A 22173-nucleotide genomic window follows, 5' to 3' on the forward strand; every position below is an offset into this window, starting at 1 on the left:
AACAAAGATGTATAGCATATTATATTGCTATGATAAATTCTCGAGATATTCATGGTAATACACCCCGGTAGAGCCTCTGTTATTTTTTTTCTGCTGCAAACGATTGTTATAAAAGTATTTTTTTTTCGTTTCCCATTACTTCCTATTTTCGGGTTCGTTAAAAAACACAGGTGTTTCCTGTCATGTAATTGCTGTCGAAAGGCGTTGTGATTTTGCCCCAAAATTTCCTTTACTATTATCGTTAGGCTGGTTAAGTTGTTCTATGACTGGTGCTATAGTTAATACCCCAAATTCCTTCATTTACCGCTGTTGATATGTTGTCATAGCATCAGAGGCCCTACTATCCATAAAAAGTATTCTTTCTATTACTCACCTCAAAAAAAGACCATTTTATGTCGAACCTGAAAATCACAGATCTCGTTGCTGATCTTGCAAAAAGCCCTAACCGATGGCAGGCAAGGGAAACATCCGTTTCTCAACTGCCCGAAGATCAACAAAAAGCCCTGCTGGGCGTTATTGTTAACACTGCGGAACTGGCATCCGTAATGAAACCTACCGCAGGCGCTGCGCCTGTAGCCAATTACGCCCCTGAGGTAGACTGGCGTAATCACAACGGCAACCATATTACCCCTGTAAAAGATCAGGGAGGATGTGGTTCCTGCGTTTCCTTCTGTACCACTTCTGTTACAGAAGCCATGGCCTCTATAGAACATGGCCAGTTATTAGATCTTTCTGAAGCAGATCTGCATTTTTGCTCCAATCATGGCGCTAATTGCGGCGGTTGGTGGCCTACCGACGCTTTCAGTCAAATAAAAACCCGTGGCATCCCCGACGAAGCCTGCTTCCCTTATGCTACCGCATTCCCCGACAACAACATTTGGAAACAACCTCCCCACTGCACGATAGGACCTAACAGGGACGCCCGTGCGGTAAAAATCACCAATTCTACTACCATCGCAAATGTAATTGACCGCAAAAACTATCTTTCTACCTATGGTCCCTGCTCCGCAGTCATGCACGTTTTTGAAGATTTCTTTTCTTATGCAGACGGCGTATATACCCATGTAAGCGGCGTTGACAAAGGATTACACTGTGTTACTGTTATCGGGTATTCCGAAGCAGAACATTGCTGGATCTGTAAAAACTCCTGGGGCGCTGGATGGGGTAAAAGTGGATTCTTTAAAATCGGTTATGGACAAGCGGGAATAGATACAGAATTCCCATTCTGGACTGCCAGTGGTGTAGTGCTCCCTGCTCAAAAAACAGGATGGCACGGCTATGAAAACCTGGGCGGTTTACTCACTTCCAGGCCTAATGCCGTTTCATGGGCAGCAAACAGGATCGATGTAGTGGTACGCGGTCTGGATTCTGCCGTATATCACAAATGGTGGAATGGTACTTCCTGGCAGGGTTGGGAATCCCTGGGCGGACAAATACAGGGCGCTCCTGCCATCTGCTCCTGGACCGCCGGCCGGCTGGACATCTTTGCATTAGGACTGAATCATCACCTCTGGCACAGATACTACCAGGGTGGATGGAGCCAATGGGAAGACCTGGGAGGAACCCTTTCTTCCGAACCAACCTGTGTAAGTTGGGGTCCTAACAGAATCGACATATTTGCACGTGGTATGAATTCCTCCATGTGGCATCTATGGTTTGATGGTACCTGGCATGGATGGGAAGACCTTGGAGGCATTATTACTTCCGCACCGGCAGTATCTTCCTGGGCACCTGGCAGATTAGACTGCTTTGCCCGTGGAACAGACAATAAACTCTGGCACAAATGGTTTGACAAAGGCTGGAGCGGTTGGGAAAACCTGCAGTCAAACATGTTTGATAGCCCTGGCGCCGTTTCATGGGGACCTAACAGGATAGATGTATTCTTCCCCGGACAGAACTACAACATGATGCACAAATGGTGGGATGGCAAAGCCTGGAGCGGAGATGAAAACCTGGGCGGCATTTTATCCTCAGCCGTAGGCGTATCATCCTGGCAGGCTGGCCGGCTCGACTGCTTTGTAGAAGGCACCGATTCTGCTATGTACCATAAATGGTTTGCATAAGCAATAAATTACGAATTACGGATTACGGACTACCGATCGGCTCCATATGGAGGCGATAGCGTGAAGCTGCCTGATTTAAAAAGCGCTTCCCTTCTGTAATCCGTAATTCGTAACTTTGCCAAAACTGATATATGGAAATCATACCCAAAGAATTGAAAGCAGGAGGCGATCTTCCTATCATTTTACCAGGCTTAGGTACAGCAGGTTTTCAATGGTTCGTTAAAGTTGAAAATGAACATTGTGTTGAAGTAAAGCCATATGACTATACCGTAGATTCAATGCGCCGTGATGCCGGCACCAGTAACGATGAAGTATTTTTGATCACCGGCATTTCACCAGGCCGTACAACTGTTACATTTGAACAAAGAAGAGTATGGGAAAAAGATGGTCAGGCCATCAATACAAAAGTATTTGATGTCACCGTTGTTGAATAAAGCAAAATAGCCCGTCACTCCATTCCGAAGAGAGAATGAATATCCCATTGGGGCAAGGGCTAACACCATAACTATCCCGATATTGACTTTTACTTCAACGTCCCTCCATTAGCAAGTCCCTTTTGCAGGTCCTCGGCATTCATAACAGGACTAAACTCTACTTTGGCGTTAAGCGACATAAAGAAAGGCTCAGCGATCCCTGGTATGTCAGATGGATCTTTAAGATCAAAGATGAACATCGCCGATCTGCATCCGTCGGACGCAAAAAAGTAACTTGCTTCCGGATTTAATTTTTCCGCCGTAGACTTCATGAGTTTGGGAAGTGTTCCATCGGCCACGGCCTTGTTTGATGCTTCTACCTGGCAGGTAACTTTTAATAGTGTACGCATTTCAATTGTTTTTTTAAGGGGTACTTTAAATTTTTTGAGGGAATTACAGGGACATTGTTTCATCGATCAATTGCTATAGCGAAACCCATCTTTTAGCATAATAATCATTAAACAAATGAAACGGCGAAGTGGTTGGACTGATATGCCGTCTTATAATGTTAAAAAGTTGTTATTCCCGTTGACAGGGCAGTTCCCGGCTATTCCATTTAGTATCCCTTTAAAAATGTAAAATGTCATACTTTTTGAGAACCAGGCTAGTTGGCACCAGCTATGGCGCCGGCTATCATACACAGATATACCCATAACCCCAGCCGGCTTCGAAGCAATCTCAGTGCTCCTTTTACGTGGCTTCTGACAGACTGCTCGCTCAGTCCTAACCTGACTGCAATCTCCTTATGTGATAGGTTCGCCTTCCGGCTCAATTCAAACACCTCCCGCATTTTTGGGGGTAGTAACTGTATTTCCTGCTCTATGATTACAGCCAGCTGGCGCTCCCGGGCCCGGTGGTCGGTGACAGCTTCTGCCCGGCTACCGGTATGACTCAACGATAACAGGAATTTGTCTTCGACATACTTATGGGCAAGGATATTAAGCACCCTGTTCCTTACAGACATATAGAGGTAATGGGAGAAATTAGATGACGGTGAGAGGCTTTCCCGGTGGCTCCACAGATAAGAGAAAAGATCCTGGAGCAGATCTTTAGCCTCATCCTTATCCCTTAACTGGCGATAGGCGTGTAAATAGAGTACGCCAAAATAGCGGTCGTATATTTGAGCAAAAGCACGTTTATTGCCAGACTTGATCAAATTAACCAATTCGAGATCATTCATGCGATCATATTCTGCCATGATTAAACTCATCCCGTGGAAAATAAAAGATTTAGCTATTTTAAAACTACACAATAAGTGTCAAACCAACACCCGGTTTACTAGCGTAATGCATTGTAATGATAATATTTACCCCGTTAAAATTATTTTATTTTTTTTACCCCCCTGCCCCCACCACTCCCTGTCAATATAATAAGGCTACAGAAAGATTTTATATGCAGACACCAGATATCAGGGAATTATTAGAAAAATACAAAAAAGGCATCATAACAGAACAAGAGATGGCTTTACTGGAAATCTGGTATATCGAAAGACGCCGGGAGCCACTGGATGTTTCTGACGGGCAGATAGAAACACTTAAAAATGAGGTGTGGCAATCTTTGCAGCTAGAGGATAGCGCGCCAGCTTATGGGCACAGGTGGAAATCACTGGCTGCCGCCGCCGCCGTACTCCTCCTGTTGGCAGGTACGGCGTATTTTCTCGCCATCGCACCGGGTAAAAAGCGAAACTACACAACAATAGCTGCGAACCAGGATTCGGCTATTGAATACAAGCCTGGTAGTAACCGCGCTACACTAACACTATCCAATGGACAGCAAATCGTATTAAAAGAAGCACACAACGGCAAACTCACGGAAGACGCCTCCGTTGCCATTAACAAAACAGATGATGGGGAACTGGTATATAGTCATTCCAAACAAAGCTCAGCTGCCGTGCCGGCACTCAATATTTTATCCACTCCCAGGGGCGGGCAATACCATCTCACCTTATCTGATGGCTCACAGGTATGGCTCAACGCCGCCTCTTCCATCTCCTACCCTGTTGCATTTAACGCGAAGGAACGGATCGTAACGGTAAGCGGTGAAGCCTATTTTGAAGTAGCTCCCCGGGATGGTCAGCCGTTTAAAATACATACCGGCAAGCAGGAGATCGTTGTGTTAGGCACTCATTTCAACGTGAAGGCTTACCCCGATGATCCAGAAATCAGCACCACTTTGCTGACCGGTAGCGTGAAGGTGACGAACACCATCTCCGGCGCCACCGGCGTGCTGAAGCCCGGCCAGCAGGCCAGGATCATTAATAACAGCGGGGGCCTGGACATCCAGCCCGTACATCCAGATGATGCCATTTCCTGGAAGAACGGCTATTTCCTGTTTGACAATCAGGATATAAAAAGCATTATGAAGATAATAAGCAGGTGGTATGATGTAGATATCGAATACAGGGAACCACCGGGCAGCGAAAGATTTGGAGGGACTTTCTCACGCTCATCCAACATGCAGGAAATACTTACTAACCTGGAGCGGATCGGTCATGTACATTTTAAACTCTTTCCCGGGAAAGTGACCGTTACAACACCCGTTCAGTAAACCTGAAATGCCATAACAATATTATCAAACACTTAAAAAAGGAGCAATATTGAGAAAACGAAACTAACACATTTCCACGTTGGATCGCCAGGAAAACCAGGAACGTCGGAAGCGTCCCTGGCTATTTGCCAGGCATCCTGATTAACGCTGTATCATAACATTAACGTAAACCTGACAACCAAATGTATAAAAAATTTACTGAATTATTGTTCAGGCGGCATTCTTATGCCCGGTCCAATTTCCACTTAAAAATGAAGCTCACCGCCATTCTAATAGTTATAGCCGTCATCCAGCTAAAAGCAGAGACCTTTGCGCAGAAAATCTCTGTTAACGTCAACAATGCCAGGCTTACAGAAGTGATTGCCCAACTCAAAAAGCAAACAGACTATGATTTTCTTTACAACAACGAGGTAATCAAACATGTAAAACCGGTTACCCTGAATGTAAAGGATGCCAATCTGAAGGAAGTACTGGACAAGTGTTTCAACGATCAGCCGGTTAGCTATTCTATTTCCAACAAAACGGTATTAATTATGGCCAGGCCTGCCAGGCAGCCAGAGATCAATGATTACAGGAAACAAAAGCTGAGAATAACCGGCACTGTTACCGATGAAACCAATGGTGAGCCATTAATAGGTGCATCTGTAGTGGTGGAGGGAACTGCTATTGGCGCCAGTACAGGCGAAAAAGGTTTCTTTGCCCTGGATGCACCAGGGCCTGGTACTGTACTCGTTGTTTCTTATGTAGGTTTTCAAACAAAAAAGGTACCTGTAGGCAGCCAAACAACACTGCAGGTAAAGCTAGCCCACTCAGATGCCAGGTTGGGAGAATTAGTGGTGGTAGGGTATGGCACCAGGACCAAAGGAGCCATCACAGGCGCCATCACTACAGTAAAATCTGATGTATTTGAAAGCAGGCCGCTAAATAACAGCTACGATGCTTTACAGGGTACAATACCAGGCCTTACCATCACCAAGGCAAGCGGTCAACCCGGCAGCACTACCTATGGCTTCCAGGTAAGGGGTTATTCCTCCGTAAACGGTAACGCCCCGTTGGTGCTTATCGACGGTATCCCCGGAGACATCAATACAATCAATACCAATGATATTGCAGAAGTAACAGTTTTAAAAGATGCTGCGGCCGCCATTTACGGGGCCAGAGCAGCCAACGGGGTGATCATCGTGAGCACCAAACGTGGAAAAAAAGGGCCTCCTTCCGTTACATACACCACCAATATTGGTTATAAGACACCAACCTACCTGAGGAAAATGCAAAACACAATGGAATTTGCAAGGTTCATGGATGAAGGCTTGCGCAATGCGGGTATCAACGGTTTTTCGCAGGAAGTGTTTGACAAAATTGCCACCAACGCGCCGCCGGATCCCACCGGCTGGAACTATGGCGTTACCAACTATCCCGGCTTCTATGGGTATACCGACTGGAATAAGGTCATCTACAAAAACACGACGCAGCAATTGCATAATATCAACGTTTCCGGCGGGGGGGAGAATAACAACTACCTGTTATCTGCCGGCTACAACCGCGATAATGGTATCGTACGATTTGGAGAAAATAATTCAAACGGCTATAACATCCGCCTCAATTATGATTTCCGCTTCAATAATCATTTCGCGGTGGAAACACGCTCCTATTTTGATAACAGGGCAGTGGTGACGCCTACTTTGCTTGGCAGCGCCCTCACAAATGTAACAAGGCAATTCCCCTATCAGCCTGTTTACAATAAAGCAGGACAGTTCTACGGCTACCAGGGCTATGAAAGCCCGGCACAGTACCTGGCCGAAGGGGGTACACAACTAAGCAACCTTTCCCGCTTTGGCGCAAATATTAAAATAGACTACACCATCATTCCGGGTCTTAAACTTACCGGGCAAAGTGCGGTAAGACTTGACTATGCAAATGGCAGCACTACCAACCGTACGATTACCCGTTATAACTGGGACGGAGGCATACAGGATGTGCGCAATACACCCAATTCTGCTAATTACAGCAATGATAAGGTATTGAATAAGCTGTACCAGGCCTACCTGGATTATAATAAGAAACTATCGCAGGACCATAGCATTAATCTCACCGGCGGCGCCTCCCTGGAGCAAACCAGGAGAGAAGGCCAATCTACCAACGGTTATAATTTTATCAGCAACGACATCTTTACATTAAACCTGGCCGACAGGACCAAAGCAGCCTACGCAAATTTTACCGGGTACCTGAACAACGAGGCACTGGTGTCCTATTTCGGCAGGTTAAGTTATACATTCAGGGAAAAACTGATTGTAGACTTTACCGCGCGGGCCGACGGAAGCTCCAAATTCTCGCCAGATAAACGGTGGAGCGCAGTATTTCCTTCAGCGGCAGTTGCCTACAACCTGTCTGAAGAAAGGTTCATCAAAAAGATGAATGTACTTGACCTGTTGAAACTGAGATTATCCTATGGCAAAATGGGAAACCAGGACCTGGAAGGATTGGGTTTATATGACTATATCCCGCTTATTTCCATTAACGGCAACTATCCCATAGGCTCCCCCAACGCCGGTCTGACGGGCGCTAACGCCAACCCCGCGTCGTCTACCAGGACATGGGAAACCATAGAAACCCGTAACATTGGTATCGACCTCGCCACTTTGCAATCGAGACTCTCGTTCTCCTTCGATTACTATAACAAGATCAACAACGATATGCTCGTAAATGTAGCCGTGCCGGCATCCTTTGGCGCCACGCCTCCTTCTACCAACCAGGGCAAACTGAACACCAAAGGTTTTGAAATGATGCTCACCTGGAAAGACCAGGTACATGATTTCAGGTACGGTGTGTCCCTGCAGCTGAGCGACAGCAAGAATAAACTCGTGGAGCTGAAGAATACAGATAATTATGGCGAGGGGCTGAATAAGTACCGGCAAGGCTATCCCATTTACTCCTATTTTGGCTATGTGTATGACGGAATTATCAAAACCCAGCAACAACTGGATAATTATAAAAAACTGGAGGGCATTCCTTCCCGGATCTCGCTGGGTGATGTAATGTATAAAGATGTTGACGGCGATGGAAAGCTGACCGCCTTCGGCGATAAAACCAAAGGCCTGTCCGGCGATATGATATACCTGGGCAATCTTACTCCGAGGTATACCTATTCCGCCAACCTGAGCGCAGGCTACAAAAATTTTGATGTACAGGTTTTCCTCCAGGGTGTTGGCAAACGGGATGTGATTTATGAAGGCGCCATCAGCCAACCCAATACTTTCTTCTGGCCCTCATTGCAATATTTCTACGGCAAAACCTGGTCGCCGGAAAGACCGGATGCAAAATATCCCCGGTACCTGCCAGGCAATTTAGGATATGATGATGTAAAAAACTATAATTACCGCGCATCCGCCCTCACACTCCGGAATGTGGCCTATCTCCGGTTTAAGGTGATCACCCTGGGGTACACTATTCCTGAGCACATTGCAAAAAGAGCCAGGATAAAATCAGCACGTGTTTATTTCAGTGGGCAGGATCTTTTCACCTTCTCAAAAGGCACTTTGGGCGGTAATTTCGACCCGGAAGACGGCTATCGTAACGAGGGCACCTATCCCTTCAATAAAGTGTATTCACTGGGCTTAAATGTAAAATTTTAATTACGGCGCATTATGAAAGTTGAACTCTCTTATTATAAAATATACCTGTTCCTGTTCACAGTTGTTTGCTGCAGCTGCAACAAGCACCTTAACCTGGTATCACAAGATAGTATTACCGATGCCACTTTCTGGAAAACGGACAGTGACTTCAAACTGGCGGCCAACAACCTGTACAATGGCCTGGATAGATTTGGTGAAGAAGATACTGAATCAGATATCGCATTTAATGTACCCAACTCCGTTAGCAACGGCAACCTGCAACCCTCGGAAACATCCGACCAATGGAATACCAGCTATGGATATATCAGGTCTGCCAATACTATCATTGAAAAGGGCGCCGGCACTACAGACACTGATATAAAAAGATATGTAGCAGAAGCAAAGTTTTTCAGGGCCTGGTATTACTGGAAGCTCCTAAGAATCTATGGCGGGGTTCCGCTTATTACCAAAGTGCTTTCTACCGGAGATCCCGAACTGTTTACACCACGCGCCAGCCGTATGGAAACAGCCGATATGATCCTAAAAGACCTGGACGAAGCAAAAAACGACCTGCCTTTACAATCGGAACTTTCCACTCCGGACATAGGCAGGATAAGCAAAGGCGCCGCACTAGCCTTATCCGCCAGGGTAGCACTTTTTGAAGGTACCTGGGAGAAATTCCGGGGAGTAGCGGACGCCGCTAAATACCTGGATAAAGCCATAGCCAGCTCCAGGGAAGTGATTAACGGCGGTGTATACACGCTGTATACCGGCAGCGGCGCACAAAGCTATCGCTACCTCTTCCTGGAGCCCGGAGATGATTCGAAGGAGTGTATACTGGACCGCCGGTTTGCCCGCAATATATTAGGACAGGACGCGCCTTATATGTATGACCAGGATGGCTATAATCCAACACGTAAACTGGCAGACATGTACCTCGACAAAAATGGGCTGCCCATCACAGCCGCCGGTACCGTGTTTCATGGTTACGGCACGTTCACTTCCGAATACCAGGACAGGGACCCCAGAATGACCATGACCATGATCATCCCCGGCACATTCACCAACCGGGTATTCTACCCCGTAACCAAAGTGGCTAACTGGCCAGATAAGCCGCAGCGTAACTTTAATACTGGATACATCCTATACAAGTATATGTCGGAAGATCCGGCAGCAAATAACTCCGGCCGCCTTGGAGATGCCAGCCTGTTTGACTTTGACCGTCACCTGATCCGCTATGCAGAAGTGCTGCTGATTTATGCAGAAGCAATATTCGAAAAAAATGGCATCATTAGCGATGGTGACCTCAACCTGTCTGTAAACAAGTTACGGGACAGGGCGAATATGCCGCATCTGACCAACGCCTTTGTGGTTGCCCATCAGCTCGACATACGTACGGAACTCAGACGGGAACGTACCATAGAACTGGCCCTGGAAGGATTCCGGTATGATGACATCCGTCGCTGGAAAACAGCGGAAACCGAACTACCCCAGGATGTAAAGGGTATTAAGATCACCGGCACCGATTGGGCCACCCGGGCGCCTTACAGCGACCCTTCTTACTTAACCAAAGTAGACGCAAATGGCTTCCTGATTACGGAGAAAAACCGGAAATTCAATCCGTCAAAAGATTATTTACAACCACTACCCACAAAAGAAGTAGCCTTTTATACCGCCAATGGAAAAGCATTGGAACAAAATCCGGGTTGGTAACCCCAAACATGCTTAACTTTTTTATAGCTCAATATGATCAGAACAAGAACAATAGCAGTGCTGCTGCTGACCGTTATAGGCATGACCAGCCTACCCCGGAAGGCTACCGGCCAGGGGCCGAGGATTGTCAACATTGTCAATTTTATTCGCCTGCTCGAACCCAGGGATCACAGCATCACACAAGACGTGCTATACCAGACCGTAGTACAGCAGGTAAACATCATGAGGCAATATCACCTGACAGGTACATTCCTGTTGCAATATGATGCCTTGATGGATCATCGCTACCAGGAATTACTCAAAGGCTTGCCCAGGGATTCATTTGAGATAGGCGCCTGGTGGGAGCTTCCGCAACCGTTGATCGAAAAAGCGGGACTAAAATGGCGGGGCCGCTATCCCTGGGACTGGCATGCCGATATTGGCTTTAGCACCGGCTATACACCGGTTGAACGAGAAAAGATAGCAGATGCATATATGGACAGCTTCAAAAGCATATTTGGTTATTATCCCCGTTCCGTTGCCTCCTGGTTTATTGATGCTCATACCTTACAATACCTGTATGACAAATACAGCATCGTTGCTTCTGCAAATTGTAAAGACCAGTATGGCACTGATGGCTATACATTGTGGGGAGGCTACTGGAATCAGGCCTATTACCCAAGCAGGATCAACTCTTACATGCCGGCTCAAAAGGCCGCCAGCCAGATTCCCGTACCCGTTTTCCGGATGCTGGGAAGCGACCCTGTCCGGCAATATGATCAGGGCATCAGCGCACAAAGACAGGGTGTGATCACCCTGGAGCCGGTATACCCCGGGGCTGGCGGTAGTGAAAGTTGGGTCAACTGGTTCTTCAAAACATTCACTGAGGCCCCCGCGCTGAACTTTAACTACACCCAGGCAGGCCAGGAAAATTCTTTCACCTGGGATGCCATGTCCAAAGGCTTTCAAATACAGATGCCTTTGATCGCCAGGCTCAGGGACAGCGGCAAGATCAGGCTGGAAACGCTGGAACAATCGGGCAAATGGTTCAAAGCAAACTACAAAGTAACACCAGCCACCTCGTTTTCCGTTACAAGAGATATCGAAGGAAGCGACCGCAAAACCTTATGGTACAACAGCCGCTTCTACAGGATCAACATATTATGGGAAGATGGCAGTTTCCGTATCCGGGACATTCATCTCTTTAATGAAAATATTCCGGATATCTACACCACCCGGAAAGCCACCTCCAATGAATGCACGTTCTTTACATTACCCGTGGTAGATGGGTACCTCTGGAGTAAACCCAAACAACTGGCAGGCTTACGGCTTAAGGCGCTGGTTAATGGAAAGGAAGTTGTGCTAAAAGGCGAAGATCCCATATTCAAAAATATGGATAAGGAAACCGTACTGGTATGCTGGCCACTCAGCGGGAGCGGAACCATAGAAATGAGGCTGAGAGAGAAAACTGCGTCCATCAGGCTAACGGGCAACCGGTCCGTCAACTGGTTCCTGGATCTCGAAACAGCACCGGGAGCCAGGCTGCCGTTCACCAACATTTCACCCAGACAGGTTGACGGCAACTTTGAAGGAGTTAATTACCTGCTTTCCGTTAGTAAAGGCAGTTTCTCCAAACCTACCAATGGCGCGGCATTTCGTTTACAACCAGAAAAAAATGAGATACAAATGAACCTCTCCGCCATGACAGATGCAAAATAAACAACAGTATGCCTGCTAATGAAACGTTAGCAGGCATATGCTATGCTGCCTGTTGCTACACTATTATTTTTCACTTTCAGAACTGATATACCCCTTTTTTATTCCGAGCTTTTTCATCTTTGATGTTAAGGTGGTAGGGGGCAGGTTCAGTATTTCCGCGGCGCCGCCACTCCCCCATATCCTGCCATTACATTTTTTCAGCACAGCAACGATATAGTCCCGCTCATTTTCGTGAATGGTCTTCATACGCTTTTCGTCTATCGCGGGCGCTTCCGGTATGCCCCGGTGTATTGGGAGAGAAACATCTTCAATAATTGGCCCTTTCTCTAATAATACCTGTCTTTCCACAAGGTTTTCCAGTTCACGGATATTTCCCGGCCAGTCATACATCATCATTTTCTTCAATGCATCATCAGAAAAACCGCTGATCCTTTTGCCTGCCTTATGATTGTACCGGTTCATAAAATGATAGGCTAATGCAGGTATATCCTCTTTACGTTCCCTGAGTGCGGGAATGTGAATAGGAAAAACATTTAAGCGATAATAAAGGTCGAGGCGAAAGCGGCCTTCCGCCACCTCCTTTTCCAGGTTTTTATTCGTTGCGGCAATCACCCGCACATCAATTTTGATCACATCATTTCCTCCAACCCGTTCTATCTCTCTTTCCTGCAATACACGCAGGAGCTTGACCTGTAACTCTACCGGCATTTCGCCTATCTCATCCAGGAAAATGGTTCCTTTGTTTGCCTTTTCAAACTTCCCGATCCGCTTTTCCAAAGCTCCTGTAAAAGCCCCTTTTTCATGCCCGAATAATTCTGATTCGATCAATGATGACGGTAATGTTGCACAATTTAGTTTTATGAAAGGACCACTCTTCCTGTTTGAAGAAGCGTGAATGCAATCTGCAATTTTTTCCTTCCCCGTGCCGCTCTCCCCCAGTATCAATACGGAAGTATCCATCAGGGCGACCTCACCAACCATGTCGAGTGCGTTTAATAACAGGTGGCTTTTCCCGATGATACCTTCAAAAGCAACCGGCCGGCCCACGGCTGCATGGCCGGATAACGCCGGGGGCGCATGATGAACTGCGTTATGCGCTCTTCCCCCTTGCAGTATGTTTTCAAAACAAGTGGTTAACTGTAGCCGTACCACCTCAGATAGTGCTGTATGTTCTGCATTATAAGCGTCAGGCCTGCGGCTGTATAACCGGAAACTGAATGACCTGCCCCCAGGGGTATTTATCGGGATGCAGAGATAAGATCGCAAATGAAAACTGTTTGCCAATAATTTGTCCAGGGAAGTTTGCCCGCATATATTATCAAATACCTCATCATTATAAAATACCACGTTCGTTGCGCTCACATTATTTGACTGCAGGTGGAGCAACTCTTCTCCGGTCTTTCGTGTAATCGTTGATAGCTCCGTGAACCCAATAGGTTGATATTGGTTAAATCCCACCCTTAAAAAAGATATACTGCTGACATCTGGCTGAAGCGTATGCTCAAATCCCAGTGCGGCGAAATCAAATGGAATGTGCGGCTGGATAGCGGTGATTATTTTCAGGAATTTGTGCTCCGATTCCAGGGGTTCAATAACAATATTGTTTAATGTTGTCTTTAACTGGGCCTCCTTCCTGTATTTGGCTTCCAGGCTGTGCTGGTGATGATACTTTGCGATTTCAAGTGTAACGAGTAAATCCCTTTCTCTAAAGGGCTTTACCAGGAAGCCATATGGCTGGGTTGCTTTTGCTTCATTTAAGACATCTTCGCTTGAATTAGCAGACAGGTAAATAAATGGAATGCCCTGCTCCTGCAGCTGCCAGGCAAGATCGATGCCCGTTTGCTTTCCCTTTAGGAATATATCAAGGAGAACAAAATCCGGTCGTTGCTGTTGTATAAATAGCAATGCCTGGTTTACAGAACGGGCAATATCTATAACGCGGTAACCGGCGCGGGTTAGCATCAGCCGAAGATAATCAGCTTCCACAAACTGGTCTTCCACTATCAGTATTTCTTCTTTCATCGGATTAAGTTGCTGTTTTTCCATGGTCGTCTAATTAGCCCTCTCCGGGTCATATATAAATCTAATCATAATCTCGGCGCCGCCATTGCTATTGATTGTTAACACGCCGTCGATATCTTCACTGAGACCTTTCATCAGTTTTAAACCTAATGTCCCCAGCCTGCTGATATCAAAGGACGATGGCAGCCCCATACCATTGTCTCTGATGACCAGGAGCAGCTCATGGCCTGTTACTCTTTTAAAAAGGATAGTAATTTCACCTTTGGTATTTTTCGGAAATGCATATTTGATAGCGTTGGTTATTGCTTCATTTAACAATAGCCCCATAGGAATACAGTAATTGAGATTTAGCTCGATTGGTTCTATTTGCAACTTAAACAATACCGACTGCCGGATATCGAAACTGTCCCTGAGATAATCCACCAGGTCGTGAATATAATGAGCCATGTTGATGGCAGACAGATTATCGGACTGGTACAGTTTATGATGAATAAGCGACATGGCCTGGATGCGGTGTTGGCTCTCCGTCATCGCTTTAATGGCTTCATTTGTTTCCAGGTATTCAGATTGGCTACCGAGCAGGCCCATGACCATTTGGAAATTGTTCTTTACCCTATGGTGAATTTCTCTGACCAACCATTCTTTCTCTTTCACCAAATGCTGGAGCGCATAATTATTCTCTTCGATCTCGTTTCGCTGCTCCTGGAGTTTTTTGTTGGTTCGCTGCTTTAACCGCGAATTATAAATAAGTAAACCTGAAATAATCACGAAAAGAATCGCCACACCAGTTAACCAATTGCGCGTTTGGTGGGCATATACGAGTGCTGTGTGCTGCAATTTGCTTTCCTTTTCAAGTAACCGGATATTCTGGTCTTTTTTTTCAGTTTGGTATTGTATCAGCAACTCTTCTATTTGTTGGTTCTTTGTCACGGTAAAAATGGAATCACTGAGGGCTTTGGATTTTTGCTGGTGCTGAATGGCTGCCGTAAAATTACCTTCTGCGGAATCCACCTTGAACAGCAGGAAATGGAGATCCATTTCTCTTGATGCTGTTGTATACTTGCTTAACGCTGCTGCTTTTTCCAGGTAAGGTTTTGCTTTCTTATAATACTGCCTGGTTGCAAAGAACTTCCCTATATCATAGTTGGCTATCATTAATATCTCACTATTTTTGTCGCCCTTATCATATTGCTTAAGCATGTCGAAAAAGTACATTTCAGCTTTATCATAATTATGCATGGCGTTATAGCAATGCGCAAGGCTTTGGCTGAGGCTCGCTTTTTCGTCGACATGTACGGGCGGATAGCTGCTGCTGAGCTTTCGCAGCAGATCAAAGGCTTGTTTGGTTTGATTTGCCTTGATCATTTGAAGTATGGTGAGATAGGCGGTCCAATAAGCAAAGCGATCTGTCGGGATGCCTGTTCTGACTTCCAGGCACTTTTTGTACCAGTATATGCTGGATTCCAGTTGATCCAGCTCCTGGTAAACAAGCCCTAACTCTCCATAACATATAATAAGGATGTCGCTGTCTCTATCGGGTTTTAAGCTGTTTACTGATTTGAAGGCATATTTCAATGCCTTGTTGAAATTGCCTTCATACCGGCTTGCTGTTGATAGCAGGCAATAAATCTCCGGTACCCGGTAGAAATTATTTTTGATGGTATCCTTTAGAGCAAGGTGTAAATCATCCTCTGCTAAAAAAAATTTGTTATTTTGAATATAAAAATTGGCAAGCTCCAATTCTGCATCAATTATTTTTTTTGTTTTTCCGCATATCGTATAAAGTAAAAAAGCGCTTTTAAAATGCTGCTCCACTATATCGGGGAATACATCAAAATAAGAAAGGCAACTCGCTTCGCTCATCCGTGTATCAGCTTCCTTTTCCTTATTCCCTGTTCTTTTATAGCTATTAATTACCTGGTCGAAAACTTTTATGCCGCTACGGAAATCCTTGTTGCGTATATAGGCCATACCAAGAAGCGATAAGCCCTGGCGAGTGATTTCGTTATCTGCTACATTACTGGAGTCAACCAGGTACACTGATTTTCTCAGGAAAAAGAATGCACTGTCGATAACGTCATTTTTCCTGAATGCTTCAGCAACATAGGCCTCCCCTAATTGATTATAATAGCGCTGACGCATGCTGTCCGGCAATTCTCTTTTTATCTCTTTCAATAGTTGTGCTTTCGACAGGCTGGAGGTAACCTGCGCTGAACAAAGGTTCACAAAGGTAATGAGGGACCCTGCAAGTATTATTCGCAATAGCATATTTCTGGCTTTAACCGGGGCGATCACACAATTCCTCTTTCTATCTATAAATGTACGATGTATCAGGCATGTAGGTGTCTTTAAATTTTGTCCTGACCTGCTTCAAAAAAATGAATCACGATATTTCGTGGCCGCTCGTTGAAAATCACGGCATATCGTACAGATGACGCACTGAAAGACATCCTAATCTATTGATTGCTAACCAAATGATTTATTGGCACCCGGTTAGACATGCTGAATGTAAATATTGAAAACCATGATACCTCCTTCCAAAAGAACTATTGTATTTCTTACGGGCGCATTTGTCCATCATAGTTGCTGGGACGACTGGCGCAGCTATTTTGAAAGTAAAGGCTATACAACGATGGCTCCACCCTGGCCGCATAAAAATGCCCCTGCTGAAGAACTTCGCAACAGTCACCCCAACAAGCAGATTGCCGCTAACCGATTACAGGACCTCACCAGGTACTATGATGAAAAAGTAAGAGCCCTTCCGGAAAAACCCATCCTGATCGGGCATTCCATCGGCGGGCTGATAGTTCAGCTATTATTGCAGCAGGGACTGGGCTATGCAGGGGTAGCCATTCATTCCGTACCTCCCCAGGGTATTATGACCTTTAAATGGTCATTCCTGAAAGCCGGCTGGGGGCCACTTGGCTTTTTCACCTCCGCGAAAAAATCATTTATGATGTCGTTTGACCAATGGAAATATGCGTTCACCAATGGTATGAATGATGATGCACAGAAAGACGCTTATTACAAGCAGGCCATCCCCGAGTCAAAACTGATTGTGCGGGATACTATTACCAAAGCAGCGCGGGTAAATTTCAGGAACCCGCATGCGCCCCTGTTGCTTACCTCGGGCACCACCGACCATACCATACCCGCTTCCCTGAATTACGCCAATTATAAAAAATACCGGAAAAGCAATTCAGTAACGGATTATAAAGCATTTGAAGGAAGAAATCATTTTGTACTGGGGCAACCCACCTGGAAAGAGGATGCTGATTTTATCCTGGATTGGCTGAACAGGCAAGGCGCCTGACTCCAGTCGACTGCTGTTATCTATTCATCATTAACTCATCATCACCACTAAAATCCTCGACTATGATAAAAAGCATATTTGCGGTTGCTATTATTGCCCTGACAATGGCTTGTAATCAGCCAGCAGAAAAAAAGCAATCCGCAGAAGGCAACGGCGTCGTTGCAGTACAAGCCGCAGCACCGGCGGCTCCCCCGGCAGGTTTTAAGCATGCGTATGCACTGGTAAATGGTGTAAACATCCACTACGTCATCGGCGGCCAGGGTGAGCCCCTGCTACTTGTTCATGGGTTTGGCCAGAACTGGTACATGTGGAACCGGCTGTTGCCCGAGCTTTCCAAACATTTTACGGTGATCGCTCCTGATCTGCGGGGTGTTGGCGAAAGCGATAAACCCGCCGCAGGATATGACAAAAAAACGATGGCTGCCGATATGCATGCCCTCATGAATAAACTAGGCTACAACGCTATTGATCTTGCCGGGCATGACATCGGGCTGATGGTGGCATACGCCTACGCGGCACAATTTGGCGGCGAAGTAAAAAAGCTTGCGTTACTGGATGCACTCTTACCTGGCGTAGAGCCGGTATGGAGCCAGGTAAAAGGCTCGGCGTGGTGGTTTGGCTTCTTTGCATGGCCGGCGTCGGGAGAGTTGGTGGCAGGAAAAGAACAATTATTCATGACCAATTTCTGGCCGGTAGTGGGCTATGTAAAAGATCCTTTTACGAAGGAGGAAGTGACGGAGTTTGTGCGGGCCTATTCAGTAAAAGGTGCTATGACGGGGGCTTTCCACTGGTTTGACGCATTTAATCAGGATGCGGCAGACAATGTTCAGTTCATGAAACATAAATTGACGATGCCCTTACTCGCCATGGGTGGAGAACATTTTGGAGCGGCCTTCCTCGTTGAGCACTGCAAGCTCGTAGCGGAAAATGTAACAGGTTCCAATATTAAAGGCTCCGGGCACTGGCTCGTACAAGAGAATACCGCGCAGGTACAAAAAGACCTGCTGACCTTTTTCCTGGGTAAATAACCATTTTTCTCTCATCATTTAAAATAAACGTTTATGTTAAGCATACGTACTTTTCTTCTGCCGGTTCTTTTATTCAGCGTGGGTGCTGTCCAGGCCCAGGTTTCCGGTAACGGCCAGTTTCGCCTGAACCTGACGGAAATCAAGGCGCTCAAAAGTAGTAGTGGGGCCAATGCTCCCGGCTCATCGAATTATTCTGCCGTTAAGGAAATTGTTGTCATGGGCGACCCTTCCAAACAAGGTATCTACACCATCCTGCTTAAGATAGCACCAAATACAAAGATTGCTGCCCACCTGCATCCTGATCAACGGGCGGCCACTGTATTGTCCGGTACCTGGTACTTTGGCTATGGCGATAAATTTGATAAAACACAACTCAAAGCATTACCCGCGGGGAGTATCTATTCAGAGGTGGCGGGACAAAACCATTTTGCGATGACCGGAAAAGAACCGGTTATTGTCGAAATTACTGGCTTCGGCCCATCCGGAGTAACCTATGTGAATGTACAGGACGATCCCTCCCATAAGTAATAACATCTCTTATTTAAGGAAATATGCCAGCGAGAAATAACTGGCTGGCGTATTTCCAGCTGATCATTTTGAGACATCGCAGTGGCTGCATGTCTGCAGCTGCTGCGATGCCTGTTTGTGGCATTGCAGCAGATTATGCCTGATTCAGAAAAACGCATCCCACATTTTGTAAGTTCATTTTCGAAAATCATATTATGTTTTTATATAATTATTCAAATTATGAAAATATGAATTCATTCAATTATCGCTTCAATTATACAGTAAATCCTTATAAACAATTTTATATCAATATATTAATATAAAAACAAACCACAAGCACATTTATATTATATATAAATATATATATCAATAAAATCAACTAATGGCAAGAATTTAGATCATTTTCATAAAAATTTTATGAATTAAGTAAATTAATCTTCTACTTTTATACTTAAGTACACTGATCGATCAACCAAAAAAGTACTTAAGTAGATTGTTCAATTATTAATTACTTCTTTTATGAAATTTTCAGCCACATTTATCTTCCTGTTTGCCACTGCTCCCTTTATTGTGAAAGCCGAGAACAACGATCCCCCCAGAAAGAAAAAGAGAGGCAGTTACTTAATTGAATTACCGGCATCCTTAAATACCAGCACCGATAGTACCAGGAATATTACCCTTTTCCAGTCATCAGAGCTCCCCTTTAAGCCATCTATCCAGGTAGGCGCCATTGTACATATGTTTGCTTCCGGGGAGCAAACAGGATTTGGTACCCCCAGTGACGACAAAACCGCGAAAGACTGGAACAAGGGCTTTTCTGTTTATCGCGCCAGGGTGTTGGTTGGCGGGCAACTCACTAAAAAAGCCAGCTTTTTCATGGAAACAGAGATACCCTCGCCCATTGGTATCCAATCCAACGGAGAAAAGAATGTAAAAGTTTCTCCCATCATCCTCGATGCGCAGCTCGAATACACCTTTAACCCGGCATTCCAGCTTATAGCAGGCATGCAGCTGGTATCCAATAACCGTAATGGGCTACAGGGCGCTGCCGGGTTAATGGCCAACGATTTTACCTTCTTCCAGTATCCGTATAACCTGTTTGCGAATAGTCCGCTGCAGGGCAACTTCGGACGTGATCTCGGTATCAATGCCCGCGGGTTTCTCGCAAACGACAAACTGGAATACCGTCTCGGTGTATTCACTGGTCGCAACGTGGACGGCGGCGCCCCCCTTCGTACCGTAGGACGCGTTGCCTATAACTTCCTGGACGCTGAAAAAGATTACTATTACGCCGGCACCAAACTGGGAAATGGCAAAACGCTGACCTGGGCAGCCGGTGTGGACGCGCAAGCGAATTACTACAACCTCAGCACCGATGTATTCTTTGACCACCCACTCGGCAATGCAGGCTCTATTACACTCAATGCTGCTTACCAGTACATGACCGGCGGTACACAAACAGACTCCAAATACTCCTTCGCCACGCTCATTCCCAAACAAACGGTCCAATTCCTGGAACTCGGCTATTATTTCAAAAAATCGAAACTACAGCCGTGGATACGCTACGAAAACCAGGATGTTAACGCGGATGCCGCCCAAACCGGCGCCGTTAAACCGGCGAACTTCGACAAACTCAAGTCCAGCACAGTAATGGGTGGCGGGCTCAATTACTTTTTCAACGGCACCGGCACTAACTTACGCCTCTCCTATACCGCCCGTACCTACCATGTAGCCACTGCTATACCAGACGACTATACGAAAAAGACATTCGGGCAAGTATGGCTTCAGGCTCAATTTTTCATTTTCTGATTATCAAACATTCCATCATCTCTCCATAAAATATAAGTCAACATGAGAAACGCTTTCCTGCATCAACTATCAATCCTCCTGCTGGGCGCTACCGCACTCTTTTCTTCCTGTAACAGCGGCGCCGGAAAAACCGGTGGCAGCGACTCCTCCGCCACAAAAGGAACGGTGAAAATAGGCGTACTCCACTCCCTCAGCGGCACGATGGCTATATCTGAAGTTTCCTTAAAAGACGCCGTACAGATGGCCGTAGATGAAATCAATGCCAAAGGTGGTGTACTCGGTAAACAAATAGAACCAGTCATCGTAGATCCGGCATCAGATTGGGACCTGTTCGCCGAAAAAGCGAAAGAACTGCTGATCGATAAAAAGGTATCTGCCGTATTTGGCTGCTGGACTTCCGTATCCCGTAAATCGGTTCTCCCGGTTTTTGAGCAGAACAATGGCCTGCTCTTCTACCCGGTGCAATACGAAGGAGAAGAATGCTCCAATAGCGTTATCTACACCGGTGCCACTCCCAATCAGCAACTGATTCCCGCTGCCGAATATCTCATGAGTGAAAAAGGCGGAGGCTACAAAAAGTTCTACCTGCTGGGTACAGACTATGTATTTCCACGCACCGCCAATAAAATACTCAAAGCCTACCTCCTCTCTAAAGGCATTCCCAAAGAAAACATCATTGAAGAATATACGCCGTTCCATCACCAGGATTACCAAACCATTATCTCTAAAGTAAAACGCTTTGCTGCAGATGGTAAAGCCTGCATACTCTCCACCATCAATGGCGATTCCAATGTGCCTTTTTATAAGGAGTTTGCTAACCAGGGCCTCTCTTCAGCCACCTGTCCGATCATGGCATTTTCCGTGGCGGAAGATGAACTCAGATCGATGGATACCGAATTCCTGGTAGGCCATCTCGCTGCATGGAACTACTTCCAGTCAAACGACCTGCCGGAGAATAAAAAATTTGTGGCCGATTTCAAAGCCTTCTGCGCGAAAAAAGGTTTACCCGGCGGCGACAAAAGAGTAACTGACGACCCTATCTGCTGGGCTTACACCGGCGTATACCTGTGGGCAAAAGCCGCTGAAAAAGCAGGTTCCTTCGATGTTTCAAAAGTACGTAACGCATTATACAGCCTGGGTTTCGATTCACCTGACGGCCCCGTAAAAATGGACCCACGCAATCATCACCTGGCAAAACCGGTAGTGATCGGCGAGATCAAACCCGACGGACAATTTGATATCATCTGGAAATCCGGAGGACTGGTAGACCCACAGCCATGGTCGCCACTCACCTCTCCCGATAAAGATTGTGACTGGGTTAACCACAACGGCACCTACGCTAAAAAATAAACGGGCTTTATTCATTAAAGACAGGCTATTTCCAACTTA

General features: G+C 46.0%; 15 protein-coding genes. 11 read left to right on the forward strand and 4 right to left on the reverse strand.

Features of this window, described 5'->3' with window-relative positions; genetic code table 11:
• The first annotated feature begins 392 nt into the window (after positions 1 to 392).
• The gene (locus HGH91_RS07330) at positions 393 to 2063 is read left to right on the forward strand and encodes a C1 family peptidase (protein ID WP_168737768.1); all 1671 of its coding nucleotides are present in this window, start codon (positions 393 to 395) and stop codon (positions 2061 to 2063) included.
• A gap of 131 nt (positions 2064 to 2194) precedes the next feature.
• Positions 2195 to 2497, forward strand: a complete 303-nt coding sequence (locus tag HGH91_RS07335; protein ID WP_168737769.1) for a protease inhibitor I42 family protein — start codon at positions 2195 to 2197, stop codon at positions 2495 to 2497.
• 89 nt (positions 2498 to 2586) lie between these two features.
• Here HGH91_RS07335 and HGH91_RS07340 read toward each other — a convergent pair whose 3' ends face one another.
• Positions 2587 to 2886 (reverse strand): hypothetical protein, encoded by a 300-nt coding sequence (locus HGH91_RS07340; RefSeq protein ID WP_168737770.1) that lies wholly within the window; start codon positions 2884 to 2886, stop codon positions 2587 to 2589.
• Positions 2887 to 3140: 254 nt separating this feature from the next.
• Complete coding sequence (locus tag HGH91_RS07345) at positions 3141 to 3734, reverse strand: RNA polymerase sigma-70 factor (protein WP_168737771.1); 594 nt, start codon at positions 3732 to 3734, stop codon at positions 3141 to 3143.
• 194 nt (positions 3735 to 3928) lie between these two features.
• On the opposite strand from HGH91_RS07345, the gene HGH91_RS07350 reads away from it, so the two are divergent.
• The 4 genes from HGH91_RS07350 (at position 3929) to HGH91_RS07365 (ending at position 12105) form a co-directional block, all read left to right on the forward strand.
• Positions 3929 to 5083 (forward strand): FecR family protein, encoded by a 1155-nt coding sequence (locus HGH91_RS07350; protein WP_168737772.1) that lies wholly within the window; start codon positions 3929 to 3931, stop codon positions 5081 to 5083.
• A 182-nt stretch (positions 5084 to 5265) separates the two neighbouring features.
• Positions 5266 to 8715 (forward strand): TonB-dependent receptor, encoded by a 3450-nt coding sequence (locus tag HGH91_RS07355; RefSeq protein WP_168737773.1) that lies wholly within the window; start codon positions 5266 to 5268, stop codon positions 8713 to 8715.
• Between the two features lie 12 nt (positions 8716 to 8727).
• Positions 8728 to 10407, forward strand: a complete 1680-nt coding sequence (locus HGH91_RS07360) for a RagB/SusD family nutrient uptake outer membrane protein (protein WP_168737774.1) — start codon at positions 8728 to 8730, stop codon at positions 10405 to 10407.
• 33 nt (positions 10408 to 10440) lie between these two features.
• Positions 10441 to 12105 carry a hypothetical protein gene (locus tag HGH91_RS07365; protein WP_168737775.1) on the forward strand — a complete coding sequence of 555 codons (1665 nt, stop codon included), beginning with the start codon at positions 10441 to 10443 and terminating at the stop codon, positions 12103 to 12105.
• 63 nt (positions 12106 to 12168) lie between these two features.
• Here the strand turns inward: HGH91_RS07365 and HGH91_RS07370 are convergent, their stop codons facing one another.
• Together HGH91_RS07370 and HGH91_RS07375 are read right to left on the reverse strand one after the other, a co-directional pair.
• The gene (locus HGH91_RS07370) at positions 12169 to 14151 is read right to left on the reverse strand and encodes a sigma 54-interacting response regulator (protein ID WP_247651665.1); all 1983 of its coding nucleotides are present in this window, start codon (positions 14149 to 14151) and stop codon (positions 12169 to 12171) included.
• A gap of 6 nt (positions 14152 to 14157) precedes the next feature.
• Positions 14158 to 16395: a histidine kinase dimerization/phosphoacceptor domain -containing protein gene (locus HGH91_RS07375; protein WP_168737776.1), complete on the reverse strand. Its 2238-nt coding sequence runs from the start codon at positions 16393 to 16395 to the stop codon at positions 14158 to 14160.
• A 256-nt stretch (positions 16396 to 16651) separates the two neighbouring features.
• Between HGH91_RS07375 and HGH91_RS07380 the strand changes: the two genes are divergently transcribed.
• The 5 genes from HGH91_RS07380 (at position 16652) to urtA (ending at position 22134) form a co-directional block, all read left to right on the forward strand.
• A complete protein-coding gene (locus HGH91_RS07380; RefSeq protein WP_168737777.1) occupies positions 16652 to 17440 on the forward strand; it encodes an alpha/beta hydrolase in 789 nt (262 codons plus the stop codon).
• A 62-nt stretch (positions 17441 to 17502) separates the two neighbouring features.
• On the forward strand, positions 17503 to 18468 hold the full coding sequence (locus HGH91_RS07385; protein ID WP_247651666.1) for an alpha/beta fold hydrolase: 966 nt from the start codon (positions 17503 to 17505) through the stop codon (positions 18466 to 18468).
• A 33-nt stretch (positions 18469 to 18501) separates the two neighbouring features.
• Positions 18502 to 18996, forward strand: coding sequence for a cupin domain-containing protein (locus tag HGH91_RS07390; RefSeq protein ID WP_168737778.1), 495 nt, complete (start codon positions 18502 to 18504; stop codon positions 18994 to 18996).
• Positions 18997 to 19494: 498 nt separating this feature from the next.
• A complete protein-coding gene (locus tag HGH91_RS07395; protein WP_168737779.1) occupies positions 19495 to 20784 on the forward strand; it encodes a hypothetical protein in 1290 nt (429 codons plus the stop codon).
• 42 nt (positions 20785 to 20826) lie between these two features.
• Complete coding sequence (gene urtA, locus HGH91_RS07400; RefSeq protein ID WP_168737780.1) at positions 20827 to 22134, forward strand: urea ABC transporter substrate-binding protein; 1308 nt, start codon at positions 20827 to 20829, stop codon at positions 22132 to 22134.
• Positions 22135 to 22173 lie beyond the last annotated feature (39 nt).

The sequence above is a fragment of the Chitinophaga eiseniae genome (assembly GCF_012641265.1).
GTDB classification, from domain to species: domain Bacteria; phylum Bacteroidota; class Bacteroidia; order Chitinophagales; family Chitinophagaceae; genus Chitinophaga; species Chitinophaga eiseniae_A.